At 38.3% G+C, this 26,722-nt stretch carries 24 protein-coding genes, 1 tRNA gene and 3 pseudogenes; 16 read left to right on the top strand and 12 right to left on the bottom strand.

Going from position 1 to position 26,722, the window contains the following annotated elements; genetic code table 11:
* Positions 1-5: 5 nt before the first annotated feature.
* Both FC14_RS09315 and FC14_RS09310 read left to right on the top strand, forming a co-directional pair.
* Positions 6-1,025, top strand: a complete 1,020-nt coding sequence (locus tag FC14_RS09315; RefSeq protein ID WP_056977645.1) for a glycosyltransferase family 2 protein — start codon at positions 6-8, stop codon at positions 1,023-1,025.
* 146 nt (positions 1,026-1,171) lie between these two features.
* Positions 1,172-1,258 (top strand) — tRNA-Ser (locus tag FC14_RS09310).
* Between the two features lie 151 nt (positions 1,259-1,409).
* On the opposite strand, the gene FC14_RS09305 is transcribed toward FC14_RS09310, so the two are convergent.
* The 8 genes and pseudogenes from FC14_RS09305 to FC14_RS11145 all read right to left on the bottom strand — a co-directional run bounded on the left by FC14_RS09305 (position 1,410) and on the right by FC14_RS11145 (position 8,665).
* Positions 1,410-2,528, bottom strand: coding sequence for a site-specific integrase (locus FC14_RS09305; RefSeq protein ID WP_056977643.1), 1,119 nt, complete (start codon positions 2,526-2,528; stop codon positions 1,410-1,412).
* A gap of 81 nt (positions 2,529-2,609) precedes the next feature.
* Positions 2,610-3,482 (bottom strand): DNA adenine methylase, encoded by an 873-nt coding sequence (locus FC14_RS09300; protein WP_056977640.1) that lies wholly within the window; start codon positions 3,480-3,482, stop codon positions 2,610-2,612.
* 79 nt (positions 3,483-3,561) lie between these two features.
* Positions 3,562-5,250 (bottom strand): AAA family ATPase, encoded by a 1,689-nt coding sequence (locus FC14_RS09295; RefSeq protein ID WP_056977639.1) that lies wholly within the window; start codon positions 5,248-5,250, stop codon positions 3,562-3,564.
* A gap of 231 nt (positions 5,251-5,481) precedes the next feature.
* Entirely contained in the window at positions 5,482-6,138 is a 657-nt protein-coding gene (locus FC14_RS09290; RefSeq protein WP_056977636.1) for a hypothetical protein, read from the bottom strand.
* Between the two features lie 89 nt (positions 6,139-6,227).
* Positions 6,228-6,956 (bottom strand): helix-turn-helix domain-containing protein, encoded by a 729-nt coding sequence (locus tag FC14_RS10980; RefSeq protein WP_056977634.1) that lies wholly within the window; start codon positions 6,954-6,956, stop codon positions 6,228-6,230.
* Between the two features lie 4 nt (positions 6,957-6,960).
* Positions 6,961-7,239, bottom strand: a complete 279-nt coding sequence (locus FC14_RS11150; protein ID WP_420890266.1) for an ImmA/IrrE family metallo-endopeptidase — start codon at positions 7,237-7,239, stop codon at positions 6,961-6,963.
* Between the two features lie 113 nt (positions 7,240-7,352).
* Positions 7,353-7,685 (bottom strand): helix-turn-helix domain-containing protein, encoded by a 333-nt coding sequence (locus tag FC14_RS09280; RefSeq protein WP_056977633.1) that lies wholly within the window; start codon positions 7,683-7,685, stop codon positions 7,353-7,355.
* Positions 7,686-7,796: 111 nt separating this feature from the next.
* Positions 7,797-8,665: pseudogene (locus FC14_RS11145) on the bottom strand (IS982 family transposase).
* Positions 8,666-9,018: 353 nt separating this feature from the next.
* On the opposite strand from FC14_RS11145, the pseudogene FC14_RS09270 reads away from it, so the two are divergent.
* The 3 genes and pseudogenes from FC14_RS09270 to FC14_RS09260 all read left to right on the top strand — a co-directional run.
* Positions 9,019-10,182, top strand: a pseudogene (locus FC14_RS09270) (RNA-guided endonuclease InsQ/TnpB family protein).
* 788 nt (positions 10,183-10,970) lie between these two features.
* Positions 10,971-12,032 (top strand): sunset domain-containing protein, encoded by a 1,062-nt coding sequence (locus tag FC14_RS09265; RefSeq protein ID WP_056977631.1) that lies wholly within the window; start codon positions 10,971-10,973, stop codon positions 12,030-12,032.
* A 6-nt stretch (positions 12,033-12,038) separates the two neighbouring features.
* Positions 12,039-12,218 (top strand): annotated as a pseudogene (locus FC14_RS09260) (hypothetical protein); the annotation flags it as partial.
* A 428-nt stretch (positions 12,219-12,646) separates the two neighbouring features.
* Here the strand turns inward: FC14_RS09260 and FC14_RS09255 are convergent.
* Both FC14_RS09255 and FC14_RS09250 read right to left on the bottom strand, forming a co-directional pair.
* Positions 12,647-13,459, bottom strand: a complete 813-nt coding sequence (locus FC14_RS09255) for an SGNH/GDSL hydrolase family protein (RefSeq protein WP_056977629.1) — start codon at positions 13,457-13,459, stop codon at positions 12,647-12,649.
* Positions 13,456-14,349: a LysR family transcriptional regulator gene (locus tag FC14_RS09250; RefSeq protein ID WP_056977627.1), complete on the bottom strand. Its 894-nt coding sequence runs from the start codon at positions 14,347-14,349 to the stop codon at positions 13,456-13,458. Before FC14_RS09250 ends, FC14_RS09255 begins: the two co-directional genes overlap by 4 nt.
* Before the next feature lie 122 nt (positions 14,350-14,471).
* Here FC14_RS09250 and FC14_RS09245 point away from each other — a divergent pair, with 122 nt between their 5' ends.
* From FC14_RS09245 to menC, 3 genes are read left to right on the top strand one after another with little or no spacing between them, the layout of a single operon-like run.
* A complete protein-coding gene (locus tag FC14_RS09245; RefSeq protein WP_056977625.1) occupies positions 14,472-15,800 on the top strand; it encodes a M20/M25/M40 family metallo-hydrolase in 1,329 nt (442 codons plus the stop codon).
* The gene (locus FC14_RS09240; protein ID WP_056977624.1) at positions 15,784-16,968 is read left to right on the top strand and encodes an MFS transporter; all 1,185 of its coding nucleotides are present in this window, start codon (positions 15,784-15,786) and stop codon (positions 16,966-16,968) included. Before FC14_RS09245 ends, FC14_RS09240 begins: the two co-directional genes overlap by 17 nt.
* A 16-nt stretch (positions 16,969-16,984) precedes the next feature.
* Positions 16,985-18,088 carry an o-succinylbenzoate synthase gene (menC, locus tag FC14_RS09235; protein WP_056977621.1) on the top strand — a complete coding sequence of 368 codons (1,104 nt, stop codon included), beginning with the start codon at positions 16,985-16,987 and terminating at the stop codon, positions 18,086-18,088.
* Between the two features lie 144 nt (positions 18,089-18,232).
* On the opposite strand, the gene FC14_RS09230 is transcribed toward menC, so the two are convergent.
* Together FC14_RS09230 and FC14_RS09225 are read right to left on the bottom strand one after the other, a co-directional pair.
* Positions 18,233-18,583, bottom strand: a complete 351-nt coding sequence (locus tag FC14_RS09230) for a hypothetical protein (RefSeq protein WP_056977619.1) — start codon at positions 18,581-18,583, stop codon at positions 18,233-18,235.
* Between the two features lie 20 nt (positions 18,584-18,603).
* Positions 18,604-19,563, bottom strand: a complete 960-nt coding sequence (locus FC14_RS09225) for a nucleoside hydrolase (protein WP_056977617.1) — start codon at positions 19,561-19,563, stop codon at positions 18,604-18,606.
* Between the two features lie 199 nt (positions 19,564-19,762).
* On the opposite strand from FC14_RS09225, the gene FC14_RS09220 reads away from it, so the two are divergent.
* The 8 genes from FC14_RS09220 to FC14_RS09185 all read left to right on the top strand — a co-directional run bounded on the left by FC14_RS09220 (position 19,763) and on the right by FC14_RS09185 (position 26,692).
* Positions 19,763-20,242, top strand: a complete 480-nt coding sequence (locus FC14_RS09220; protein ID WP_056977615.1) for a DUF3013 family protein — start codon at positions 19,763-19,765, stop codon at positions 20,240-20,242.
* 17 nt (positions 20,243-20,259) lie between these two features.
* Positions 20,260-21,144, top strand: a complete 885-nt coding sequence (gene prmA / locus FC14_RS09215) for a 50S ribosomal protein L11 methyltransferase (protein WP_056977613.1) — start codon at positions 20,260-20,262, stop codon at positions 21,142-21,144.
* A gap of 2 nt (positions 21,145-21,146) precedes the next feature.
* Complete coding sequence (locus FC14_RS09210; RefSeq protein WP_056977611.1) at positions 21,147-21,884, top strand: 16S rRNA (uracil(1498)-N(3))-methyltransferase; 738 nt, start codon at positions 21,147-21,149, stop codon at positions 21,882-21,884.
* A 171-nt stretch (positions 21,885-22,055) separates the two neighbouring features.
* The gene (locus FC14_RS09205) at positions 22,056-22,388 is read left to right on the top strand and encodes a hypothetical protein (protein ID WP_056977609.1); all 333 of its coding nucleotides are present in this window, start codon (positions 22,056-22,058) and stop codon (positions 22,386-22,388) included.
* Positions 22,389-22,435: 47 nt separating this feature from the next.
* The gene (locus FC14_RS09200; RefSeq protein WP_056977607.1) at positions 22,436-24,664 is read left to right on the top strand and encodes a RelA/SpoT family protein; all 2,229 of its coding nucleotides are present in this window, start codon (positions 22,436-22,438) and stop codon (positions 24,662-24,664) included.
* Positions 24,665-24,676: 12 nt separating this feature from the next.
* The gene (gene dtd / locus FC14_RS09195) at positions 24,677-25,114 is read left to right on the top strand and encodes a D-aminoacyl-tRNA deacylase (protein ID WP_050612342.1); all 438 of its coding nucleotides are present in this window, start codon (positions 24,677-24,679) and stop codon (positions 25,112-25,114) included.
* 12 nt (positions 25,115-25,126) lie between these two features.
* A complete protein-coding gene (locus FC14_RS09190) occupies positions 25,127-26,071 on the top strand; it encodes an alpha/beta hydrolase (RefSeq protein WP_050612341.1) in 945 nt (314 codons plus the stop codon).
* Between the two features lie 3 nt (positions 26,072-26,074).
* Positions 26,075-26,692: an HAD-IA family hydrolase gene (locus FC14_RS09185; RefSeq protein WP_056977605.1), complete on the top strand. Its 618-nt coding sequence runs from the start codon at positions 26,075-26,077 to the stop codon at positions 26,690-26,692.
* Positions 26,693-26,722: the final 30 nt, after the last annotated feature.

The following is a 26,722-nucleotide window of genomic DNA, read 5'->3' as shown; positions in this document are numbered from 1 at the left end:
TTTTTATGAAAATATTAAGTGTCATCATTCCTTGTTATAATGCTCAAGATTACATGGAGCATGCCATTGAAACCCTGTTAACTGGGGGTGAACGGCTGGAAATATTGTTGGTGGATGATGGTTCTAAGGATAACACCGCCCAAATTGCGGACGATTATGAGCAACGTTACCCGGAAATTGTACGAGCACTACACCAAGAAAATGGTGGCCACGGTAAAGCAGTTACGACTGGGTTACACGCTGCCACTGGTTTTTTTGTGAAAGTAGTTGATAGCGATGACTGGGTTGATGAAAATGCCTTACGAGAAATTTTGGACTTTTTAGAAAAGGAAAGTCTTAAAAAAGATGCAGTTGACATGTTAATCAGTAATTTTATCTACGATAAGCAAGGGGTTAAGCATAAAAAGGCTATGGAGTACAGTAGCTTTTTACCAACCGACCGAGTCTTTTCTTGGGATGAAGTTCATTTTCCACTAGGCAAATACTTGCTAATGCACTCGGTAATTTATCGGCGTGATGTCGTGGTAGGACAAGCTCAATTAGAGCTACCTCACCATACCTTTTATGTCGACAACCTCTATGTCTTCGAGCCTTTACGGTATGTAAAGAATATCTATTACCTAGATGTTAATTTCTACCATTACTTCATCGGCCGTGACGATCAGTCTGTTAACGAACAAGTAATGATTGGGCGTATTGACCAACAGCTAAAGGTTAACCGGTTAATGATTAATTTCTACGCCAAAAATGAAGCCCAGCTTGACCCGGCGCTAGCTAATTACATGTTCCGTTACCTGGAAATCATTACCACTGTTTCTTCTATTCTATTGCTAAAGGATGGTAGTAAGGAGAGCCTACGTAAGAAGACCGCTTTGTGGAATTATATTAAACGCAAAGATACTCACCTTTACCGGGAATTACGCTGGGGCTTGTTTGGAACCGGGGTTAATTTACCATGGAAACTAGGCAGAAAAACGGCGTTGGGTGTTTACAAACTTGCGCGAAAGATGTATGGCTTTAATTAGTGTGTGTAGCCTCCTATCTCGATTTGGGATAGGGGGGTTATTTTTTAGTATTGCAATGTAAGAGAAAATTGGTAGTTATTTTTAAGTATCTGCCACTAAAAAAGGATTGAATTTCTGCCTAAATTTGTTATAATTTATATTGTTATGGAGAGTTGGCAGAGTGGTAATGCACCGGACTCGAAATCCGGCGAACCGGTAACACCGGCGCGCAGGTTCAAATCCTGTACTCTCCTTTTTATGAACAATATGTTATAGTTTAAATAATTTCAAAAACACCGACAAAAGTTGATATAATAACGTTTGTCGGTGTTTTTTTATTTCTGAGTTTCCATATGTTTTAGTATGTTTTTAAAAAGTCTGCACACATTTTACACACAAATTAGATTATAGAATATTTTGTTTAGCTTCGACTTTGCTAAATAATTTATCAACGATATTTTCAATTTGATTATCAGCTCGATTTTTGTATTCGTCAATTAGGTAAGAATATACCCTGGATGTTGTAGAAATATCTGAGTGACCCAGGCGCTTAGATATAATATAAAGGTCAATATTTTCAGATAATAAATAAGCAACATGAGTATGCCGTAAACTATGAAAGTGAAAACTTGGTTTACCGATGTTTAATTCCTTTAAGCAGGCTCTCAGTGTTTTATTTACCGCTGAAGAGGTAGGGACAGTATTATATTGATTTACAAATACCATATCATGATGGTTTTGTTTTAATTCATTTAAATAATTAAGTGTATTCTTGTTAACCCTAATAATTCGTTTTGAGGACTCATTTTTAGTCGGTTGGAAGTCTTTTAAGGTTTCATTCCAAGATTTATTAATGTTTATTGTATGGAAATTAAAGTTGATATCTTTCCAGGTAAGTGCTTGAATTTCGCCCAGGCGCGCCCCTGTGGCAATAGCAAGTAAGATCATATATTTAGCTGTGAAGTTATGATTAAGTGTAGCAGTCAAATAATTAGCTAGTTTTTTAGTTTCCTCAATGTTCAGATACTCAATTTGTCTAGTCTTTGCTCGATTGTAAACAATATCCGTGCCTTCTATAAAGTCTTTGGTCACGTCGCCATCATACATTGCGTCTTTAACGCAAGCGTGGTATAAAGAATTGAACTTTGAAACAGTAGACTTAGCGTGATTTTTGCCAAAGTTGGCTATAAATTTTCGATACAAGCGTCTATCCATTTCTTCAATAGTTATTCCAGACAAATGCCTTTTAAGCACGTTAAACGCATTCTTATAGGTTAATTTCGTACGTTCAGAAACAGATGATTCTTTATAAGTTTCAAACCAGGCCCAGAAATATTCAGGGAAGGGTGTCTTGGAATTTTGAGAAATAAAGTTACGTGCTTTTAAGGTCTCAAGTTCAGCAGCATAAATCTGTGCTTCGCGTTTAGTTTTAAAGCCAGACTTTGACTTAGATTTGCGTTTTCCATCTTCAATCCAGTAGATTCTAACTTGGTAAACTGATCCACGTTTAGAAATTTCTGCCATGACTGATTCCTCCTTTTATAAATTAAAACTGATGTTCTTTTAGATGTATTTTTAAACCCGTCAAAATCGACGGGTTTAATACTAGATTTGCAAGAGGTTAACCTTATCAAATGAATCGACTAATGTATTATTATTGGCAAAAAGATACTCTTCTGATTTACGTTTTTTTCCGGCCGAGTAATTTAGACTATACTTATAAGCTTTAACATAAGGTGAATATAAATACCTTATATCTTCTTCTAAATCATAGGTTGTTATCCATTTGTAATTATTACTGAACTTTAGAATGTTATTAGCTAATATTGAATGGTCATTTCGGTCTACAAAAGACAGATACAAATTTTGACCTTGTTTAAAGTATGGAGGATCATAAAAGATAAATGTACTATGATGGTCATACTGTTTTAAATTATTAGCAATAAATTCATTGGCATCTAAATTATAAATATGGATTTTTTCTTTGAAATTATGAATGTTTTCAATTTTTTTAAGTAAGCTTTCTTTGTTAAAACGACAGTCTAATTTATATTTGCCTGCTTGATTTAAACCACCAATAGGACCGGCCTTAATAATGCCGCTTCGGTTAGTTCTGTTTAGATAGAAGGTTGCAAAGCCGTTTTCTACAGAGGTAGGATTATTTTTAAATTTTAAATGTATTTGTTGTTGTCTATGCCATTCGTTGATGGTTAGGGGTGTGTTAATAAGTAGGTTCTTAAAATCATCATAATTATTGAGAATCGAATTCCAAATAGCAAAAATTGAAGAATCATAATCATTAAGAACTACTTCTTCAACGGAACCATCAAACAGTAATTCAAGTGCTACACCAAAGCCACCAGCAAAGGGCTCGATATATGTTTTATGTGTATTATTAATATCCAATAAGTGCTTTACGTAACTTGCTAACTGTGTTTTCCCTCCTGGATAACGCAATGGGGACTTCGTTACTGGCATACCTATCACCTCACTTTAGATACTACACTACTTTTTGAGTGCTGACTATAAACTTTTAAGGATAGTAAATAATATACGTCTATGATAAAAAATTATTTTTTGAATATAGATTATCTATTTTTTTGTTTAACTCTTCCTGAAATTTAGCAACAATTTTTTTATTATTTGGTTTCCAAATTTTTTTTATAGGATTAGTTTTTGCCGCTTTTAGAATTTTTTTATTTTCTTTAAACCAAATTTTGAAGTAATCTCGAGTAGCTCCTGTATTATTTTTTAAAGGTAAATAAGAGTGTTTATTAGGAGAATATTTAAAATTAGAACAAATATTTTGAGTGACTTCCATATTTCTAAATATTTGTTTATTCCAATTACTAGTATCTATATTCCAGTACGGACTATCAGGCTGCTCATTATCTAGTAGGTGAAACATCAGTTGATCAGGTGGAGTTTTCGAAGGTAAGAAGAGAATATTTTTAGTATTCTTGGCTTTATTTCTTTTATCACCATCCAGTATTATTAACGAAAGAGAGGAAAATTCAGGAACTTTTGCTTTAGACAGAGATAATAATTGATCTCCACCTAAAGTAATTTTTTTCATAAGGTTAAGTTTCTTTTTTTGCTCCTTAGTAATTATACTATCTAGGAAAGCATAAGCTTCCTCATCTTCACAATAGCAATTAATTTTAAAGTTACTAGCTTTTTTTAGTGGTTCAACATTTAGAGATGCCACCATTTCTTTGAACGAAAAGTGACCATAGTTTTCTATTTTTCCTGTTGGGTTATTTAAAAAATTAATCCCAATATCATTATTGTTTGCTTTATTAAGTCTAGATTGTTCTTTGAAATACAGCATTTTTGAAATAATTGTAGCTGAATGAGTAGTAAAAACAACTTGGATGTTGTATTTAGACGAAAATTTTCTTAGAACCTCTAATAATCCAATCTGTGCCTTTGGAAAAAGACTAGCGTCTAATTCATCAATAAGTAAAAGGCCACCTTTATAATTATTGTACTCCCTTTTTAATCTAACAAACGACAGTAGCGCAGATATTATTTGTCCAAGATTATCTTCACCAGTTGAAGCTCCAACAATATCGTAATTACCATTAGATAGAACAGTTGAACTAATGTTATCTTTGTTAGAAGTTATAAGTGTATCAGGATTATCAGTAGTATATATTGGAGTAAAAATTTGATTTGAAATTTTTTTGAAACGTTCTTTTTCTTCGTCGTTTAAAACCTCTACATATTGTAATTTACGACTTGCAAAAGGAGTAAGTCTTCTTAAATCTAGGTAAATTACAGGAAAAGTAACGTTTCGTGAAGTATTGCTGTTGATGGACTCAGTGCGTCGTAAAACAAGACGTAAATTACGATTTCGTGATGTTGATTGCAAAGTTGCCTTATATACTAGCTCCTCCAAAGCATCATTTATATCAAATTCAACTTTGTATTCTTTATCAGGAGTATCAAATTTCTCAGAAATTTTGAAATGATTACCGAAGTCACTTTCAAAACTATTACCATAAATAGTCCTATATAAATTTGGAGCTTTTTCATTTTCTTCTGTTTCTTCGAGTTCTTTATGGACTTTAAAGCTACAAATTTGTGCTAGCATACCTAATATTGAACTTTTTCCAACACCATTAATTCCACCAATTAGCGTTAGTTTTTCACCAATATCAATAGTTAGGTTTTCTAGCGCTCTAAATTGGTTAATGTGCATACTTTTGATAAATGTTTTATTTTTGTTTAAGTCGGAAACCATTTATAACTTAATATCCTTTCTCCCTTGGTCTTATAGTTTATTTTCAATCGGTAGGTAATTATTTTTATCTACTTTTAGATTGTATTTACACTTCAGTAGCTAATTCCAAGCTGCGTCTATATTCTTCGGCCTTAGCAAATTCTGTAAACTCAACGGTAGCGTCGAAGTGTTCCAAAACTTATTTCTCAATATCTTTTAGTGAGACGTTAAAAAATGCCTATTAAGCAAGTTTTAGTGATTTAATGGGATTTTAAAGTGTGCATTACTGTATTCGATTTCTACATACTTAGTATTTGCATACGGCTTTTGAAGGTTTACCCAAAAATGAGTAGTACCAGTATGTCCCTTTGATACTTTAGTTTGACCATCTTGCTGATTGATAATTTCACCAGTTTTACCATCGTCATCATAAACCGCAAAGTCAAATATTGATGGTAAAAAGTTTTCTGATGAATTGATATTTGAATAGTCAACGGTTATTTGAATCCCGTTATCTTGAGACAACTTAAGTGATGGTATATCGTCGCTGTTTAATAATGTTTGACCATGTTCATTAAAGTTTTGATCAACTTGCGTAATCTTGATGCCATAAGTACCATTATTAAGCTCTTCGTTTAAGCCGGCATATTTTATGGAAGAGCTACTTTTACTTGCTGTGGATGTACTATTTTCAGATACTGACGAAGTTTCAGCTGTTGACGTAGGTGTTTCTTCATCGTTAAACGGAATGAAAAATGTAGCTATTGCACATACTGCACCAACAGCCATGAGTATAGCAGGTACTTTAAAATTCTTAGATTTTTTAATCAAAGAAAAAATTAACCAACCTAAACCAACTATAAAAATTAGCATCCCTACAAAAAATAATGTTGCTAAAAAAGTAACCATAAAAAATTCCTCCTAGTTAATAATAAATCCTTAGTTTTTATTTTGTTTATTAGAAGTTAAGATTGCTACTGGTTTTAGTGTATGTGCAATTAACTGTCTAAATAACCTTTAATTATTCCACGTATAATTCTTTTGTCTTTAGGCAATAGAAAAACGTCCCCAAAAGTATCAGCTATATCTATCATTTCATCTAAATTATTAGTATGGTAATTGGTATTTCTACCTAATAATTCATCAGCAGAAACTTTGAAATAATCAGCTATAAACAATAGGGTATCAGCACCGGGAATACTTTTATTATTTTCCCATGCTGTAACAGTCGTTTGGGTGACACCAATCTTACTAGCCAAATCTTCTTGCGATAAATGGTGTTGTTTTCTTAATTGCTTTATTTTACCTCCAATCATAGTATTTTTATTTCTTTCTAGGTGTCCAAGTAAGTAATCAGTAGTAACATTGTAATGACTGGCTAGTTTGATTAATGTTTCGTTGTCCGGTTCGTTTCTACCATTTTCCAAATGCGAGTATACAGCTCTAGAAATTCCAATTTTTCTAGCAATAGCATCTTGAATTTCATTTGTTTTGGAACGTAATTTTTTTAATCTAAGCCCAAATATATTATTAGTACCCATCCCCAAAAGGTAATCTGTACTAACCTCGAATATGGTAGCTATTTTGTTGATAGTTTCTAGATTTGGTTGACGAGTGCCCCGTTCCCAAGAGCCTATCGTCTTATCCGATACATGAAGTTTTTGACCCAATTCTCCTTGAGTCCATTTTTTACCTAATCGTAGTTCTTTTAAAATATCATTGAACATCTAATCACATCCCAGCAATCATATCTGATACTAGCCCCTCAAAATTGAGTGGGAGGTTATATCTCTCTAAAAAATTCACAGCATTAAAACCATCCTTGCCGTTTTCTGCTAAATATGAAGTAACTTCTTCCTGCAACATGAATTTGTTTGCGCCCGCTTCCATTTTAGCGTGCAGATTATATGTAGTGTGGTATAGCTCAGTTTCACCTTGTTGAAGGGCGGCATGGCCGAGCTCATGAAGGATGGTAATTTCCTGTAGCTTTTCAGGTAGATTATTATTAATTAAAATTCAGTTAAGCTTAGGTAGGTAGATTCCGTTTTTATGGATGTCAGTATACTTAAGCTCAATGTTTAAGTTATCCAATAAATCCACAATGTGTTTATCCATCCGATCACCTACTTTTTATTATCAAGATAAGCTTCGATTAGGCTTTTGATTACATCCTTGTCGTGTTGATCTAGTTCCTTGCCATCATTAGCCATAGCAGTATCAATAGCCTCGCTGATGGTTTGCTGTCTGGATTCAGTTTGCTTCTCCGGCCGCCCCAGCAAATAATCCGTGGTGACGTTGAAGTAGTCGGCGAGATTCGATACAGCAGAGCTAGAAGGTTCAGCTTTGCCGGTCTCCCATGCTGTTATGGTTTGCTGTGAGACGTGTAGAATTTTAGCCAATTCTGTTTGGGAAATTCTTTTCTGCTTGCGTAAATTTCTAACTGTTTGGCCTATCATAAGATTTCAACTCCTATCATTTTTTCATTTATATCTTTAACAATAATTATAATGTTAACTTGGTAAAAAATAAATATACTAAAAATAAATTTGTATTTTATACGTGAATTGCTAGTTTGTAACATTGCCATTGCCTAAAATTCTCAGATTATGGGCCATGATAATAGATTCGATTTGAGCTCGCAATCCGGCCAAACTTCGAGTACAAGTATGCTCACTTCCTGCTGCAGTGAGCTTTGAAAATGTCGTTTCAATTAGTCGTCTGGTCCGTTTTAAAACTGGATTATTGTGTTCCTTAGCTCCTTCATATTTGATCGATATGGCGTCCAAAACGTATAACCTCTTTGTGCAAAGGCAGTACGCAAATCCTTGCTTATATAACCAACATCAGCCAAAATGTTTGAACAAGGACAATCTTGGGTTACAGTCAAAGCTACCTTGACATCAGACACCAAAGCGGGTGTTACAACATAATTAAGGATTAATCTACCTGGTGTTGCGACCATATGGACCTTAAAACCGTAAAAATGTTGTTTCTTCGTAGCGTTGTAGCCTAGATCAGCATAGCCAGCGAACACACTAGCATGAAGGTTGCGAACGTATTGGCATAACGGTAGAGGATAACTGTCAATGATTGCGACTGATTCCGGATTTGTCCAGGATGATAATCCTTGACGGATAACCTGTAATACAGTTCCCATCTGTTTAATGCGTCTGGTAAAGCGAGAATACTCAATCATCGTTAATCCAGGTAAGATGTTCTTAACCAGACGATAGAGAGCCATCCACGTTGTAAGTTGATAATAAACTTTAAGACACATTAGAGCTAATAAATCTTCATCAGCAAGCTTAGTGTTACCAGCATTACGACAATCGATGAAACAATGAGGGACGAACCGATTAATTAGTATTTTAAATTGAGCACGTTGATGATTAAAACGAGCTTGAAAATCAATACAATTAGGACTCCTTTTTTTAATGTCACTTTGAGTCTAACTCTGTTAGGCTATTTTTGTTAATTATTACGAACTAGCAATTCGAGTAACTACCTTATATTTTGATACAAAGGGTGTATGTACTAATTTAATTTTTTAGTATCTACAAAACTTGAGGGTATCAAGTTAGAACTTTTTTATTAATCGAAGCAAATACAAATAGCAAATTTTATTTGGCTATAATAGTGGAATAAAAAGGGGAGGAGTTTAACTGTTACCAAAAATATAGAATTATAGTCAATCAGAAAATAAAAAATGTAGGATTGATATATTATAGAACTTATGTTTTTAATTTTATTTAAGAAAGTGCTATCATCTCTGTAATAGGAGGTGAGACCATGCTATGCGTACAAAAGGTTAGGCTATATCCTAATCAAATTATGAAACAAGTGCTTGATGATTTATGTGATTATAGCAGGTATTGTTGGAATCAAGGCATAGCTTTATGGAATGATATGTATGATGCTTCCTTAGTTTTAGGAGATAAAAAATTACGTCCAAGTGAACGTAAGGTTCGGGACGAATTAGTTGCTAACAAGGAAGATTGGCAGTACTAACTGTCGGCCCGTTGTTTACAGCTAGCCATTTCTGACTCCACTTCTGACTTAGGTAAAGCTTGGCAAAACTTCTTTAAGAAGTCATTACCGGATTGGGGCAAACCAAAGTTTAAGTCTAAAAAGACAGCCCGCCAAGGTTTTAAAACTGACCGGGCTCAGATTGTTAATGGTAAGTTATGGTTGGATAAGCCGCAGCGGGTTAAAGCCTAGGCTGATATTAGTTTTAAAGACGCTGACGACTTAAATGGTGACTTAAAAATCGTCTCTATTTACTGTGAAAATGGTAAGTACTGGGCGAGCTTACCCTTTGAAGTTAAGGTGACGAAGAAAACTAAAACCGGGCAAAAGACAGCAGTTGACGTTAACGTCGGTCACTTTGACTATCCTGAAGGTCAAGTTAAGACCTTGCCTAACAATTTAAAAGCTTTGTACAAACGCATTAAGCATTACCAACGCCTCTTAGCTAGAAAACGGTTGGTAAATGGAAAGAAAGCGACCCAAGCAAATAATTACGTTAAGACGAGAGCCAAGTTACAACGTGATTATCGCAAAGTCGCTAATATTCAACATGATATTGTCCAAAAGTTTACCACCATGTTAGTTAACGACTATGAGCGGATTGCCATCGAAGACTTGGCTGTCAAGCAAATGCAGATGAGCCACGTTGCGTCTAAAGGCTTACACCGGTCAATGTTTGGCTATTTCAAGCAAGTTTTAAAATATAAGTGTGAATGGTATGGCAAGGAGTTAATCTTAGCGGACCGTTACTATCCAAGTACCCAGCGTTGTTCTGCTTGTGGCCATGTCAAGACCGGTGAAGATAAAGTCGAACTTGACGGCAACAAGCAACATGGGACGAAACATAACGAGTATGTTTATTATGAGTGCGGGGTAGTTATGGACAGAGACGAAAATGCCGTGAGAAACTTACTTGCTTTACTGTAAAAATAAATGGGGTGGGCTACACCCTTAAGCTACAAGAGTCAGTCGCTGTCATTACCCTCGAGTTGGGATATGGGAATACTGGTGTTAACGGTAGTAAATAAAATTAGGAAAGGAAAAACTATATTCTTTTTAATAATGTAGAAGAAGTTACACGCTTTTCTATGTTATTCTACATTTTATATAGCAGAAGAATCAAAATGATTATTGACACAAACAAAATTGAATTGCTGTTAAGCGATAAAAATCTAACAGATTACTAGATAGAAAAAATGATCGGGGTAAGTAGAGTTACGGTCAAACAATACCGCCAAAATGGTATCAATTCGATGAAACTTGCGAATACTGTTAAGCTACTTGATGGATATAGGCAAATGAAAAAATATCTGAAAAGTACAGTAGATAGTATTTATAAAAATAGCAAATTGCCCTATTTAACTAAAGAGGAATATAAATTCTTCCTAGCTTCTATTTAATTAAATGTGAATGCTAAGAGCCGAGATAGGATTATGACGTATTTAATAATTACTTTACCTTAATGTAGAAGTAGATATTTTATTAACCTAACAGTGCGATGGTACACTGTTAGATTTTTGTGTTAGATCCTTCTATTGAGAAGGGTAGCTCAAATTAATAAGCATACTTATTCTCTACTTGATTTACTAAAAAAGATATAGTAAATTGAAATTAGCAATAATTATTTAGAGTTTAAGATGTGATTAATCAGAGGTTATAGATTAATATACGTCTCGCATAAAATATTATTGAAGCTAAAGAGAGTGGGTATAGTTATGGAGAAGTATCTAGAGAAGTTAAAGAGGTTATTTAAGGAAAGACCGTATTTAGTCTCAGTTATTGGGTTTATTTTAATTGGCTTGATTCTTATGAGTGTCATAAAGATTGCAATTTTTTTTGCTGTATATACTTTGCTATCTATTGTAATAATTGCACTGTTAGGAAAGTTAGGGGTTTTAAAGAAGGTTAAGATTCAGCGCTTAATATTTCCTGCTAAATTAGGGACGATTGCATTGGTGATTTTTCTAATCATTGGTGCAGGAAGTGACTTAAATAATAGCAAGGAGACTAAGAGTTCTTCACAAGAAACAGCACAGGTTCAGGCTGATGTAAGTAAAGTTAGTGGTAAGAAGTTAGGTAACCATCATTATGAAGTTGTTACTGATGCTAGTAGGATAGCTGTAATTAGCGGGATTGCTCATCATACCAAGTATGTTTACTTTGATGTAGATGGTGGCCCTTCAAAAGTAAAGGTTTCTAAAAAGGGAAAATTTGAAAGTGAGATTGAATTAGATAAGAAAACTCCTAAAGCAGGGTTGAGAATCTATACTAATAAACAACTTACTGGTAAGTCGCTATTGGTTACCATTAAATCAAAATATTATGCTAAAGAAGTAGTGGCCATTAAGGAAGCTAAAGAAGCTTCTAGTAGACTCAAAGCGTCAGAAAGTGCTGCTAAACGTGCAAGTGAGGAAAGTTCTTCTTTAGCAGCAAGTAGTTCAAGGGCTGCGAGCGAATCAATGTCGGTGTCAAGTTCCATTGCAGCTTCAGAAAGTATAGCGGCAGCGTCCGAATCAGAAAGTTTTGCATCTTCAGCCAGTGCAGCAGCTGCTTCATCGAGTGCTGCGGTTGCTGCTCAAAACACAGGAGTCGGGAATGGTGGTGGACAACATGGAGATATGGATACAGATAGTGCGGGTGTAATTGTTGGTAACGCTAATTCCCACATCTATCATGTTCCCGGTCAAGCTAATTATCGCATGAATTCAGCTAACGCTGTTTACTTTAACACTGAAGCAGATGCGCAAGCTGCTGGTTATAGGAAAGCTTTGAGGTGATAATTTATGAAATTTGGTCCAAGAAAACCTAGCTTAAAACGCTCAATTAGCGCTATGACAACTGGTAGGGCTAAGAGAACAGTAAAACGTGCTATCAATCCTTACTACGGTAAGAAGGGAATGGGATGGATTAATAATCCTAAAAAGGCACTATATAATAAAATTTATCACAAGACAACTTTTTCAGTAATTCCGACTATAGGTGATATTAAAAAAGCAAGTAAAACTAAGCCAACTACTGTTGCTGCAGAAACTAGTAGTTCTAAATTAAACAAAACTGTAGAGACGAGTAGTAGTAAGAAATGGGGATGTTGGCAAGTTGTATTGCTACTATTTCTATGGCCGCTAATATTACTAGTTTGGATACCATATGCTATTTATCAGTACGCTTGTGTGGATGAAGATACTGTAAATAATTAGCGAATTTTGGCAAAAAAATAAGATTTGAAGCCTTATGGAACGTGTTAGTTTCATAGGGCTTTTTTGGTGAGGTTTTCAATAAGATAATAACTACTGTTTTAAAAGGTACATTTTAAAATTGCTTCTGACAATAAAAGCTCAACTAAAAAATTCCTCCGAATATCCTTAAATTTTGGGATATTTGGAGGAGAATGTTAGACACCGATAATTTTAGCTAATTCGTGATAAAAGAAGGGAGTCCAAACTTCCTTGTAACCAGCCATGGTGGGATGAGCATCATCAGCCATATAGATAGGGTTGCTATAAAGCTTAGCCAAAAAGGGTGCATTATTTGCTAAGTCAATAAGGTTGAAGTGCCATTTGGATTGAAGTTTTTGTAAGTACCGAATTAACTGATGGTAGCTTTCATCTTTTCGGGGACAAGTATAGAAGGTTAAGGGGCAATTCCAGTTTTGTTTTATAGTGGCGCAGAGTGTCTCGATAGCGCCTAAAGTTGTGGTGGTATCGAAGTTAGTTAACTGTGAGTTTGGAGTTATCTTCCCTATGGGAACACCATTGCGACTGTCATTTGTTGAAAGTTGGCAGACAAACAAGTCAGGTGCAGGTAATTTAAGTAAATACTTTTTGAAACGGGCTAGGTATGAATAGCCCGCTTTTTGTGCTTGGTTACCCGTAAAAAAGTTCGCGATAGCTAGCTTTTCAGAGTTATTGTGATAGGGCCAAGAGATTTCAATATATTTATCTGCTAAGGTTGTAGCCGAGACTGCTTCTTTAATAATTGTTAATCCGTATTGTTTAGCCAGATAGTCTGGAAAGGAAACACCATTAGCAGCTGCCCCATAGGTAATAGAAGAGCCGAGGAAGTAACAACTTTTACCGACTAGGGAGGTGTTGGGAATAGACCAGGTGTTACTAAGAGAGAAGTTACTAGAGTTTCCAGGAACTTTAAGGGGAGTGGCTGTTAGAGCACTATGAAGTAGTGCTTTAATAAAAAGTTCGCGATTCATTGAAAATGCCCCTTTCTTGTTTGGTATTTAGTAAAGTACTTTTGAATACTCGTCACAACTTTATGATGGAATTCCGATTCTTTAGGTTGAATGTAGTTTAAATAGATAGTCCGTTGAAGTTGTTCGTCTTTTAAGGGCACAAAGCAGACCTGTTGTGAATTTAGGTAGGCATGCCAAGAAAATTCTGGAATAAAAGCTATCCCTAGGTTATGGCTAACCATATCACAGATGATTTTACGGTCACCGGTAGTAATTACGGTTGGAAGAGCTACTTGGTGATTAGTTAAGTAGCGATCGACTAGCGCTTGAAACGGTGAGGTGCTTAATTTGATTAAACCTGTATCTAAATCAGCTAGGGAAAGTGCTGAAAGTTTAGCCAAAGAGGAACTATTGCTTACTAAAATGCCGATTCTTTCAGTGAGAAGCGGGACACTTTGGTAACCAGCAAGAGGATGGTCTGTTAGCTGATAGTAATAGTCAATAAACCCTGGGTTGCTGGCAGGTAAACTATGGGAGTTGACTCTTACTAGAATTGTTGTTTCAGGTAAAGAGTGATGCAACTGCTCGATAATTTCCACCATCAAGGGAGTGGAGTTAGCAATTGTAAAAATAATTCTACTTTGAGTGTGCTGTTTGAGCTGCTCTAATTGTTGTAACCCGGTAGTTAGCTGATTAAAGATATTATCGACCGTTTGCTTAAACACTAAACCTTCTTGACTAAGAGAAAGTTTTTTGCCTTTGCGAATAAATAGATTTAGATTTAATTCTGATTCTAACTCATGAATACTACGACTAATTGCCGGTTGAGAAACGTGCAACTCGGCAGCTGTTTGGCTAATATTCAATGTTTGTGCCACGTCTTTGAAGTATTCAAGTTGAGTTAATCTCATGAAAAGGACCTCCTAATATAACAAAATTGATATATAGATTACCAACAATTGTATTTCATTTTCCAATTTAAGTCTAGTAAAATTCTAATCAATAATTAATTTACAAAGGGAGGTCCTAATTATTGTTTAAGGTTAACGGTAATCAAATTGAAGAATTTAAACTATACCTAGCAAAATTCATTGCACTTAAAGGAATTTCAGCAACTAGAGAGGGCGTAGTCGCAAGTTTAAAATTTCTAACAACTTTCATAAAGGAACAGTTAAACGGTGAGGTCGAACTATTACCGACTTCAACCAACCCAGCTATATATACTGAATTACGGGGGAAGAACTCAGAAACAGTACTATTATATGGTCACTATGATGTGATGGAAGCAGATGATTTAGGATGGCAAACTCCGCCTTTTGTATTAACAGAAATAGCAGGTCGGTATTACGGTCGAGGATGTGGTGATAATAAAGGTCAGTTGTTAGCTCAACTTCTAGGAATTGCTACTTATTTACGAGAATATGATGAACTGCCAATTAATCTCAAGATTTTAATTGAGGGTCAAGAAGAACAAGGTAGTCGTGATTTAAATAAGTTAGTGCAAAAATACCAAACAAGCTTATTGGCTGATATCGATTATGTCTTAGTAATTGATGGTTCGAAAAATGTTAATGGAAAAAATGTAATTAGACTAGGTAATCGCGGCTTATTGGCATTTGAACTGGGGGTAAAAGTAGCAACAAGAGATTTACATTCTGGAAATTTTGGGAATGTTAGCGAAAATGCAGCTTTAAAATTAATTGGTTATTTAAATAAGTGCTACGATTTTCGAGCTAAGCGTGTTAAGATACCTGGATTTTATGCAGATATCCAGCCGGCTACAACTCAAGAATTAGAGTGGGTTAAAAAACTGCCATTGCCCCAAGGACAAACAGGTAGTAACGTGGCTTATTATCATAAGCTAATGTTTGAGCCTACTTTTAATATTAATGGGATGCAGTCGGGTTATACCGGTGCCAAACTTAAAACAGTAATTCCATATAAAGCATTCATCCGCTGTGATTGTCGCCTTGTTTGGGGGCAAAGGCCAGAATTAATTAGAAGCCAATTGGAACAACTTTACCATGAAGAATTAGCTCGGGGGGAATTAGAAATTAAGTTTTTAGCAGAAATAGCACCAAGTAAGACGGAAAGTAGTTCTCCTTACTTAATGGAATTGATTAAAACTATTAGGGAAGTAACGGGTGATTGCTTGATTGAGCCGATTATGCCGGGAACTGTTCCAAATTACGTTTGGACCGACACGTTAAAGGTACCAACATTTACAATTCCCTTTGCTAACTTTGATCAAAATAATCATTCTGTTAATGAAAATATCAGTCGACAGGCTTTTTGGAATGGAATAGAAATCATTTATCATTTTTTAGAGAGAAAGAAGAGATATTATGGAACAAACATCTAAGAAACAAAAGGTAACTAGTCATGCTTACACAACGTTGGCATTAATTTTCATTGCTTATATCATTTGCTTTATAGACCGCTCTGCAATGAATATAGCTTTGGCTTACGTGGGTAAGGATTTTGGTTTATCACCAGCCGCTTTGGGTGGGGTAGCATCTGCGTTCTTCTTTTCATATTCATTGATGCAAGTACCTGGCGGATGGTTAGTTGATAGGTTTGGTAGTAAGAAAATGATTGTATTTTCACTAGCAATGTGGTCACTTTTTACGGTATTGACAGGATTTGCGTGGTCTGTTGCTTCACTTTTAGTAATTAGAGTTTTATTTGGAATTGGTGAAGGTGGTTATCCAACCGCATCTTTAAAGCAGATAGCAGAAGAGTTTCCTGCTGATGCTAAATCGCAGGCAACAACAGTAGCTATTTCTTCTAATTACGTTGGTTCAGCGCTGGCACCAGTAATAATTGCTCCGATTATAGCTACCCTCGGTTGGCGGAACGCCTTTCATATCATGGGATTGATTGGGTTGGTCTATGTATTAATTTATTGGCTGAAAGAACGGCCTTTAACTACTAATGTAACTAAATCAGCAAGTAGGAAGTTTAATTGGAAATTAGTGGATAAAAGAATTTGGTCGTTTTTCTTTATTATTTTTGGCTTAAATACTATCACCAAAGGTCTAGATACATGGATGCCAACCTATTTATTAACGGCGCGTCACATCAATCTAACTGGAATAGCATGGTTAGTGCCATTACCTTCGATTGCTGCTGGATTAGGGGCTGCTAGTGCGGGCTTTATCATGGTGCGCTTCTTTAAGGGAAAAGAACGTTGGTTGATTTCAGCAACCGCTGCCTTAACGATGCTTTTTATGTACGGAATGTATAGTTCAAAATCATTAGCAGCAATCATCATTTTTGAGGTATTAGCCTACTTAGTTAAATCAATCTCTTTTGCAACAACTTTTGGTTACGTTGCGCAAATTATCGGTGCAAAAACATATGGCTCTTCAGTTGGGGTGGTCAACTTTGGTGGACAAGTTGCAGGATTTGTAGCCCCTCTTATCATTGGAGCAATAGTTTCAGCGACCGCCTCATATAGCATGGCTTTCTTATTTTTAGTGGCAGCTGCTGGGTTAGCATTAGTTTCTTCATTAACAGTCAGAAAATAGAAGTGAGGGAAAGTACATGAAAATTACGAACTATAAAGTATATGAAATTGATTTACCATTGCGAAAACCATTTACAACTAGTTTTGCTACCATTAAATACAAGAAAACTCTCATCTTAGAGTTAGTAACAAGTAGGGGATTAAAGGGTTATAGTGAGTGCTCGGCTTTTGATATACCCTTTTACAGCGAAGAGTTTCGGGCTGGAGCTTTGGCATTATTAACTGAGCAACTGTTGCCACAATTATTAAAAGTAGAAATTAAGCATCCAGATGAGATCTATAGCTTGTTTGCTTATGTTCGTCGGAACAATATGGCTAAGGCAGCAATCAACTGTGCCCTATGGGACTTATATGCTAAAGAACAAAGTCTACCTTTATTTAAGGTGTTAGGTGGTGTAAAAAATAAGGTAGAGGTTGGTGTTTCCATTGGAGTTCAAGAGTCGCCTGAAGCCTTGGTTGAGGTTGTAAGGGGGTATATCGAAGCGGGTTATCGTCGAATTAAAATGAAAATTAAGCCAGGTAGTGATTATGATTATCTAAAGGCAGTTCGGACTGAATTTCCACAAGCAATGTTGATGGCTGACGCTAACTCTGCGTACAGGTTGAAAGATGCAGAGTTGCTTAAACGACTGGATGACCTAGATTTAATAATGATTGAACAGCCACTAGAACCAGGTGATATTGTTGATCATGCTAGACTGCAAGCTCAATTAAAGACACCTATTTGCTTAGATGAAAGTATTGTCTCTTTAGATGATGCACGCAAAATGGTTGAACTAGGTGCAGGTAAAATTATCAATATCAAAGTTGCTCGCGTCGGCGGTTTCGGTGCTGCCAAGCAAATTCAAGCTTATGCAGGTCAACATGGAATTCAATGTTGGTGCGGGGGGATGCTTGATTCAGGAATTGCTCGAGCAGGTAACCTTGCCATTGCAACTTTAGCCAACTATACCCTTCCTAATGACATTGCTGCTTGTGAGCGGTACTATGCTGAAGATATCATTTCACCATTAATCAAGTTAGATGGGACTTATGTTAATGTTCCTACTGAACCAGGACTTGGTTACGAAGTAGACTATGTTAATTTGAAGAAATTTACTAAGGCTGTTTACGAAGGGTAATTTATTCGGAAGGAATTGAGGTGAAGATAATATTTTTAGATGAAAGTTATGTTGTTTATAAATTATTAAGTGATTAATTCAATCAAAGTAAAAGCTGAAAAAATAGCGGCCCAACCACAGGTAAGTATGGTTGAGCCGCTATTATTACATGTGGAAGTAAATAACGGTTGTTATTACTGCTAGAGTAAAGCTACTAAGAGTTAAGATCAAGCCGGGCCAAGCGGGACCAATCCGGTTCCAAAAGTTACGTCCGCATAAAAAGGCGGTCAAATAGGCGGCGAGAGCAAAAACTAAGTAGACTAGTTTTAGGGGACTAAAGAAGATTAGGCAAGCTAAAGCTATCAATAAAAGGAGTATCCGGGGATTTTGGTACCAAAGTCTGAGGCCTAAAAATGCGCGGGCATAAGAAAAGCTACGGTTTTTAGGGCCAGCGGTTAGTTTATGGCTGATGATTAACAACCAAAAACAAAAGAGGATTATTCCAAGATATGCCAAGCTTTGTTCCTTCTTTCTAATTAATTTGCCTTGAAGAGGGCGGTTAACTTAGTCATGAAGAGGTCTAAGAACCGCTCTTTATCAACGTTAACCGCTGCTTTAGTGTGTAAGGCAGGGTCGTTGATGCGGGTTTCATCCCCAATTGTCCGTCCGGCAAATGGGGCTTTTGTGTCGACCTTCATGTTTAATTTTAATAAATCAACTAGGGATGGGTCAACTGCAACCGCAACTGCAAGGGGATCGTGCAAAGCACAACCGCCGAGGTGGGGGCTAGTTACTTTGTAAGCATCGATGTAGTAGTCGACGATGTCGGCGTACTTTTGGCCGGCAAGGGTGCCAAGGGCGCGCCAACTAGCTGTTTCCTTGTTGGTTAACAATGTTCGGGTGGTAACATCTAACCCAACCATAGTTAGGTTTAAATTACTTCTAAAGACAATGTCGGCAGCTTCTGGGTCTTGGTTGATGTTAGCTTCGGTTACTGGGGTGACGTTACCAGGAACAGTTAAGGCTCCCCCCATTAGGGTGACGTTACCAATTAAGTCAACAATGGTTGGATCTTTTTGAATAGCGGCTGCTAGGTTGGTTAGCGGACCAGTTGGGACGATAATTAACTTATCTTGGTATTTGTGAGCGGCTTCGATAAAGAAGTCAACCCCGCTTTGGGCTTCGACTTGGCGCTTAGCCTTAGGAACTTCGACTTCACCAACCCCGTTTTTACCGTGAATTTGGGCACTAATTGGCATCACAGAAAAACTATTAGTGGTTGAAGAGTGACTTAAGCCTTTAAAAACAGGTACTTCGGGATGACCTAGAAGTTCTAGTAAATCCAAACTATTTTGACAAGCACGCTCAACTAGGACGTTACCATAGGAGCTCACAATCCCAATTAAATCACTTTCGGGAGTAGCGAGTGCGTAAGCGATGGCTAAGGCATCGTCAATCCCGGTATCTAAATCTAAAATCATTTTGTATTCAGCCATAAAAAAGACCCCTTTACATACTATGTACTAACTTTTTTAAGTAAATAACACGTGGATATATTTACTAACTTAAGTCTATCAAAAAATCCGAAGTTTGTAAGTGGTTTTTGCAATAAAAATAAAGATTTAGCGAAAAAATTGCTTGCGCCTAGCAAAATAGGGTAAGATAAGTAATAAACATTTTGGAGATGACTTTCAGGTGGCAAAAGAAAATCTATTAACTTACTTACAGGCTGGCCTAGCCAAATTAGACTTTGATGGTGATTTAGACCTCAGCTGGCAAAAGACGGAGCGAACTTTTACCTTAGAGCTGACTTTTTATGCCCAAAATCTAGCCGGGCAAGAAATCATTGATGCTAGCGGGGTAGACTCTGATCAAGAAATTATCAGTTTTGTGGATGCCATTTTACTCTACGATGAGCAAAAGCCGGCTGAATTTGATACCGCCGATTACTTGGCTTGCCTACCGTTTGCTGGCAAAGCGGGTTGGACTAAGCAGCAGGCAGCCGGCTTTTTAGCTTATCTACAAGAGGTAGTAGATAACGGGCAGGCCGATTTGTTGGACTTTTTAAACGAAGAGTCTGAAACAATTTTTGAATTAAAGTTTGATGAAGAGCAACTAGCTAAATGGGTAGCTAAACAAAACCTTAGTGGTAACTTAGCCTATCCTAAATTTTAAGTAAAGGAATTGAGAAGATGGAGTGGACACAACTACTAGTTAAGACGAGTATGGAGGCCAAAGAAGCGGTCGCCAATCTTTTGATGGAAAATGGGGCCGGGGGCTTGCAGGAAATTGAAACTGACGAGCAAGCCGTTGAGTTGGTTACCTATTTTCCGGCTGAGCAAAATTTGCAGGAGTTAGCCTTAGAATTAGAAAGTAAGATTAAGGCCCTAACCACTTTCGGGCTAAATCCCGGACAAGCAACCGTTTCTTTAGCCCAAGTTGATGATGCTAGCTGGCAGACCGCCTGGGAGAAGTACTACCACCCTACCCGCCTAAGCCGCTATTTAACGGTGGTTCCTGCCTGGGAAGATTATCAAGCTGGCGATGACTTAGAAAAACTGGTCTACCTTAACCCAGGCAAGGCCTTTGGAACGGGGACCCATCCGACAACCAGGTTAACCATTACGGCAATGGAAACGGTGATGCGCGGGGGCGAAACTGTGATTGATGTGGGGACTGGTTCTGGGGTCTTGGCTATCGTAGCCAAACTACTAGGGGCTAAGTCAGTGCTGGCTACGGATATTGACGAAGAAGCCATTGCCTCTGCTAAGACTAACCTAGAATTAAATTCGCAGGCTCTACCGATTGAACTAAAAGTTAATAACCTCTTAGACGGAATTGAGCAGCAGGTTGATTTGATTTTGGCCAACATTTTACCGGAATTCTTACTCCCCTTAATGCCCCAAGCCTACGCTAACCTAAACGAGGGGGGCAAGGTTATCTTATCCGGGATTATTAGCGAGCAAAAAGCTAAGGTGGTACAAGCCTTAACCACAGCGGGGTTTGAACTAGAAGCAAGTTTCAAATTAGGTGACTGGTACGGTTTAGTGGCCCAAAAACCGCGGAAAGGTGAATAAGGATGCAACGTTACTTTACTAACCAAGAAATCAAAACGGAATATAAATTGGATGCGACTACCTACCACCATGCAGTGGTGGTTTTGAGGATGAAGGTCGGCAGTCAATTTGAATTAGTCGACGCTAAGCAAACCGTCTACTTGATGGAACTTAGTGAGCTTGCCAATAAAGAGGCTAAGGCTAAAGTTATAAGTAAATTGGACAGCCAAGTGGAATTACCCTTGGCAATCAGTATCGCTTGCGGCTTATCCAAGGGGGATAAGGCGGAATGGATTGTCCAAAAGGGAACTGAGTTGGGGGCAAGTGAGTTTATCTTCTTTAAAGGAGATTACTCCGTAGCTAAGTGGGATCAAAAAAAAGCTAAAAAGAAGGTCGACCGCTTGCAAAAGATTGCCCAGGGAGCAGCCGAACAATCACACCGGACTAAGATTCCGACCGTTAGATACGTTGAGAGTTTAAAGGAACTGACAACTTTTGAGGGGGCTAAGTTTTTAGCCTACGAAGAAGCCGCCAAGCAAGGGGAGACCAAGGCGTTGGTCAAGCTAACCCGGGAATTAAGAACTAAAGCCCAACCGCTTTTAGCTGTTTTTGGACCTGAAGGGGGAATTTCCCCGGCTGAGGTAACCCTAGCCAAGCAGGCCGGGTTTGTTCTTGGAGGCTTAGGGCCACGAATTTTACGGGCAGAAACGGCCCCCCTTTACCTGCTAGCAAGCCTTTCATATGCTTTAGAATTAGAATAAGATTAGGTAATTACTTCCAAACTTAAATAAGCTTGGGAGTATTTTTAGTTACTAAAGCCTAAGAAAGATTAATTTTCAAACTATCTTAAGCTTTGTAATGATTGACCGCCTAAGAGCAGATAGAGTAAAATAGGTAATAAGATTTTAATTTAAGAAGGGTTATTTAATTTTATGCAGAAACACTTAAGACAATTACTATCGCTTAGATCTTTATGGTATCTCTGTTTTGCGGCTACCTTTTGTTTTATAGTCCCTATCATTTACGAGACACTAAATGCAACTGACATTACGGAAATTGGGTTTATTTTATTTGGCTTTGACGCTATTTTCGCCGTGGTAGTGGGCTTAATTATCGGTAAGTTGGACCATAGCATTTTCTTTACCTTGTTTTTCCCGCTAATGTTTTTATTAACTTATGGGCTCTTTTTTGATAGTTATGTCCGTTATTTTGGGTATATTTATTTGGTGCTGACAATTTTGGCATTTGGGATAACTAAAAAATAAGCCTAGCTTTGGAATTAAGCTAACGTAAAGTTTTATGGGGTGATGATATGGAAAAAGAAGTTATTTGGACAGCCGAAGATGTAATCAATATTTGTCGGCAATATATGAATGAAAAAAATGTGGCGATTGTGCAAAAGGCTTGTGATTTTGCAACCTATGTTCATAAGGAACAAAGAAGAAAATCAGGAGAACCATACATTATCCATCCCATCCAGGTTGCAGGTATCTTGGCCGAGTTAAAGATGGATCCTGAAACGGTCAGTGCGGGCTTTTTACACGACGTCGTTGAAGATACCAAGGTAACCCTGGGGGATTTAGGCGAATTATTCGGCCACGATGTTGAAGTAATCGTTGACGGGGTAACAAAGTTATCTAAAATCCAGTATAAGTCCCACCAAGAACAACTAGCTGAAAATCACCGCAAGCTACTCTTGGCCATGTCCAAGGATTTACGGGTTATCATCGTTAAATTGGCCGACCGCTTGCATAATATGCGGACTTTAAGTCACCTACGGCCCGATAAACAACGGCGGATTGCAAATGAAACCCTCGAAATCTATGCTCCCTTAGCTGAACGCTTAGGGATTAGCACGATTAAGTGGGAATTAGAGGATACGTCCTTACGTTACCTCAATCCCCAACAATACTACCGGATTGCCCATTTGATGAATTCCCGGCGTGAAGAACGGGTACGTTACATTGATGAAGTAATTGTAGAAATTAAAGACGCCATCAAGGATTTGAAGATTGATTGTGATATCTACGGGCGGCCTAAGCATATCTATTCGATCTACCACAAGATGAAGGATTTGCATAAGCAATTTAGCGAAATCTATGACTTATTAGCGGTGCGGGTAATTACTAAGTCAATCAAGGACTGTTACGCCGTCTTAGGGGCTATCCATACCCGGTGGACGCCAATGCCAGGTCGATTTAAGGACTACATTGCGATGCCTAAGGCTAATATGTACCAATCACTCCATACAACTGTGATTGGACCAAACGGGCGGCCTTTTGAAGTGCAAATTCGGACCGAGGAGATGCACCGGGTAGCTGAATATGGGATTGCTGCTCACTGGGCCTATAAGGAAGGCAAGACACAAGGCGTTAACCAGACAACGACGGGGGATAAGTTAAACCTCTTTAAAGAAATTATCGAATTTCAAAAGGAAGCCACCGATGCCAGCGACTTTATGGAAAGCGTTAAGGGCGACTTATTTGGTGACCGGGTTTACGTCTTTACCCCGAAGGGGGATGTCTTTGAGCTTCCTAAGGGGGCCGGGCCGTTAGATATGGCTTACACTATCCATACCGAAATTGGTAACCACACCTCAGGTGCAAAGGTCAACGGGAAGATTGTGCCCCTGGATTATCAGGTAAAAAATGGGGATATTGTCGAAATAATGACCTCCCAAAATTCAGCCGGACCAAGTCGTGACTGGTTGGACTTAGTCCATACTAATAAGGCGCGCAATAAAATCAAACGCTTCTTTAAATTACGCGACCGGGAAGAAAATATCGTTCAAGGTCGCGACATTTTGCACTCTGCCTTGGAAGAAGCAGGCTTTAAACCAAGTGAAGTGTTAACCAATGATAACTTAAAGCGGGCTTATGAACGGCGGCATTTGACCACGGCCGATGATTTATACGCTGCGATTGGCTTTGGGGAAATCCAGCCAACCGGGGTAGTTAACATCTTAACCGAAGAAATTCGTGAAAAGGCCGAAGCTGCCCGTAAGAAGGAAGCAGAGCGGGCTATCTTAGAAGACCACCAGGAATTAGAGCAAAAAGACAAGCAAACTAAGCAAACCGAAAAGAAGAAGGCCGAAGAAGGGGTCTTAATTGAAGGTATCGACAACATGTTAGTCCGGCTTAGCCACTGTTGCAGCCCAATTCCTGGCGATGAAATCGTTGGTTACATCACTAAGGGCCGGGGGGTTTCCGTACACCGAGTAGATTGTCCTAACATTAAGAGTGATGATGAGGCTAACCGCTTGATTAGTGTTACTTGGAACGTAATTCCTGATAACCGGAAATTCTATGACGCTGACTTGGAAGTGGCCGGTTATAACCGTTCTGGCTTACTAAACGATATCATCATGACCATCAGTAACAATACCAAGAACATGTCGTCAATTAACGGCCGGGTCAATCATAACAAGATGGCCATCATCACCGCCACGGTGGGTATCAAGGATTTAGAACACCTTGAACGGGTGATGGACGCTATCAAGCGAATTCCGGATGTTTACACAGTTAAACGAACAATTCATTAGAGGGGAAAGAGTATGCGCGTAGTTTTACAACGAGTTAAGGAAGCAAAAGTTGAAATCGCTGGGCAAGTTAACGGGCAAATTAAGCAGGGCCTTTTGTTGCTGGTTGGTTTTACCGATGGGGACGGGCAGGCTGAGATTGACTACTTGGCCCGAAAAATTGTTAACGCCCGTATTTTCAGCGACGAAGCTGATAAGTTAAACCTTAGTCTGCTAGATATTGGTGGGGAAATTTTATCGATTTCCCAGTTCACTTTATATGCCCAGGTTAAAAAGGGCAACCGGCCTAGCTTCACTGAGGCACAGGATCCAAAGTTAGCCCAATTAAACTATGAGAAGTTTAACCAGGCGTTAGCTAGTTATGGACCTAAGGTTGCAACTGGCGTTTTTGGTGCCGATATGCAGGTCTCACTCTTAAACGATGGGCCGGTAACAATTATTTACGAAGCCTAGGGGAGTGATTGTGTGGCCTTATTATCACTAGAAAAAGCTGCGCGGACTTTGTGTGAAAAAACGGGGCAATTTGTTCCAACGACTATTGGTTTGCACGTTATCAAGGAGCGCTTGGCCTTTGAACAGGCCCAACCGATTTACCTGCACCCGGTAAAAAAGATGACCGAGACAATTTGGGTGTCAGATGAAGTCGGGCAGGTAGTAGTTAGGGTCTTTTTGCCCGTTGATTTGCAGGAAGCAGAACAGGTTCCGCCCCTATTATATTTACATGGGGGTCAGTTTATTACCGGGGATGCTAAAACTTACGATAAGTTATGTCGGGAACTGACGGCCCGGGCCCGGGTGTGCCTTTTATTTGTAGAATACAGTAACTTATTTGAAGCCAAAGCCCCGACACAGTTATTACAAGCCCAGGCAGTCTTTGATAGCCTAGCTTCTTTGGCCCTTAAGTATCCCTTGGATTTAAAGCGGGTCTTGGTTGCAGGTGATGACGTAGGGGGAACACTGGCTTTAAACGTAGCTTTAAGAGCTAAGGCTAGTAACTTACCGATTTATAAATTGTTACTATTTTATCCAGTGACCAACACCAACTTCGATACTAGTTCGTACGTTAGCTTTGCGGGGGGCTACTATTTAACAAGGGAACAGATGAAGTGGGCCTTAGAGTCCTATCGTGGTGACCTGGACTTAAAAGATTTGTTGCTAGCCCCCTTGCAGGCGAGTTTTGAGCAGTTAGCCAAATTGCCGGAAACCTTAATCATGACGGCCGAAGCAGATGTTACTCGTGACGAGGCCGAAGCTTTGGCACGAAAGATGAGGGATGCAGGGGTTGATGTCAGTCAAATCCGCTTCCAGGGCATCATTCATGACTTTGTCAGCCTGCATATCTTAGACAAAACGAATGCTTGTCGGTTGGCAATGAATATTGCCACTGACTGGCTAGCTTATCGGAGGTAGGAAATGTATCAGACGTATTTTTGGGATTTTGACGGGACACTGTTTGACAGCTACGCCGTAATGGCGCCCGCCTTAGTTTACGGTTTTAAGCGCCAGCAAGTAGAGGTAAGTAAAGACTTAGCTTATCAACTGATGCGGCAAAAGTCACGCGGAGAAGCCTTTAAAAGTTTAGGAAAGCAGTGGCCTCAAGTTGACTTAAAAAAGGCCTATGCCGACTATAAAAGTTATGAGCGCGCACATTTGCAAAGTTTGCAACCCTTCAACGGGGCTAAGGAAGTCTTGGCAGCCATCGTTGCTGCGGGCGGACAAAATTTCTTGTTGACGCACCGTAACGATGAAGCGTGGCAGTTACTAGCAAAAGCAAACCTAAAACAATATTTTACTGGCGGGGTTAGCGGGGCTGATAACTTCGCACGCAAACCCAACCCGGCTTCGCTCAAGTACCTCTGTGAGAAGTATCAAGTAAATCCGGCTAGAGCAGCCATGGTAGGAGACCGGACTTTAGATATTGAAGCAGGGCATAATGCAGGGATGGCGGGAATTTTATTTGATCCCGATGACCTAATTGAGGATTGTGAGCCTGATTTAAGGGTGACTAACCTGTCAGCAATTCTTGTCTAAAAAAGATGGCAACCATTCAGCTTGGTTGCC

The organism is Ligilactobacillus agilis DSM 20509 (assembly GCF_001436215.1).
GTDB lineage: Bacteria > Bacillota > Bacilli > Lactobacillales > Lactobacillaceae > Ligilactobacillus > Ligilactobacillus agilis.
Note: the sequence above shows the minus strand (reverse complement) of the source record. Positions and strands in the feature narration are given on the sequence as shown.

What these genes read in the sequence shown, in the direction of transcription:
- FC14_RS09315 (WP_056977645.1), top strand. Translation starts at nt 6, where the DNA reads ATGAAAATATTAAGTGTCATCATTCCTTGTTATAATGCTCAAGATTAC.
- FC14_RS09305 (WP_056977643.1), bottom strand. Translation starts at nt 2,528, where the DNA reads ATGGCAGAAATTTCTAAACGTGGATCAGTTTACCAAGTTAGAATCTAC.
- FC14_RS09300 (WP_056977640.1), bottom strand. Translation starts at nt 3,482, where the DNA reads ATGCCAGTAACGAAGTCCCCATTGCGTTATCCAGGAGGGAAAACACAG.
- FC14_RS09295 (WP_056977639.1), bottom strand. Translation starts at nt 5,250, where the DNA reads ATGGTTTCCGACTTAAACAAAAATAAAACATTTATCAAAAGTATGCAC.
- FC14_RS09290 (WP_056977636.1), bottom strand. Translation starts at nt 6,138, where the DNA reads ATGGTTACTTTTTTAGCAACATTATTTTTTGTAGGGATGCTAATTTTT.
- FC14_RS10980 (WP_056977634.1), bottom strand. Translation starts at nt 6,956, where the DNA reads ATGTTCAATGATATTTTAAAAGAACTACGATTAGGTAAAAAATGGACT.
- FC14_RS09280 (WP_056977633.1), bottom strand. Translation starts at nt 7,685, where the DNA reads ATGATAGGCCAAACAGTTAGAAATTTACGCAAGCAGAAAAGAATTTCC.
- FC14_RS09265 (WP_056977631.1), top strand. Translation starts at nt 10,971, where the DNA reads ATGGAGAAGTATCTAGAGAAGTTAAAGAGGTTATTTAAGGAAAGACCG.
- FC14_RS09255 (WP_056977629.1), bottom strand. Translation starts at nt 13,459, where the DNA reads ATGAATCGCGAACTTTTTATTAAAGCACTACTTCATAGTGCTCTAACA.
- FC14_RS09250 (WP_056977627.1), bottom strand. Translation starts at nt 14,349, where the DNA reads ATGAGATTAACTCAACTTGAATACTTCAAAGACGTGGCACAAACATTG.
- FC14_RS09240 (WP_056977624.1), top strand. Translation starts at nt 15,784, where the DNA reads ATGGAACAAACATCTAAGAAACAAAAGGTAACTAGTCATGCTTACACA.
- menC (WP_056977621.1), top strand. Translation starts at nt 16,985, where the DNA reads ATGAAAATTACGAACTATAAAGTATATGAAATTGATTTACCATTGCGA.
- FC14_RS09225 (WP_056977617.1), bottom strand. Translation starts at nt 19,563, where the DNA reads ATGGCTGAATACAAAATGATTTTAGATTTAGATACCGGGATTGACGAT.
- prmA (WP_056977613.1), top strand. Translation starts at nt 20,260, where the DNA reads ATGGAGTGGACACAACTACTAGTTAAGACGAGTATGGAGGCCAAAGAA.
- FC14_RS09210 (WP_056977611.1), top strand. Translation starts at nt 21,147, where the DNA reads ATGCAACGTTACTTTACTAACCAAGAAATCAAAACGGAATATAAATTG.
- FC14_RS09205 (WP_056977609.1), top strand. Translation starts at nt 22,056, where the DNA reads ATGCAGAAACACTTAAGACAATTACTATCGCTTAGATCTTTATGGTAT.
- FC14_RS09200 (WP_056977607.1), top strand. Translation starts at nt 22,436, where the DNA reads ATGGAAAAAGAAGTTATTTGGACAGCCGAAGATGTAATCAATATTTGT.
- dtd (WP_050612342.1), top strand. Translation starts at nt 24,677, where the DNA reads ATGCGCGTAGTTTTACAACGAGTTAAGGAAGCAAAAGTTGAAATCGCT.
- FC14_RS09185 (WP_056977605.1), top strand. Translation starts at nt 26,075, where the DNA reads ATGTATCAGACGTATTTTTGGGATTTTGACGGGACACTGTTTGACAGC.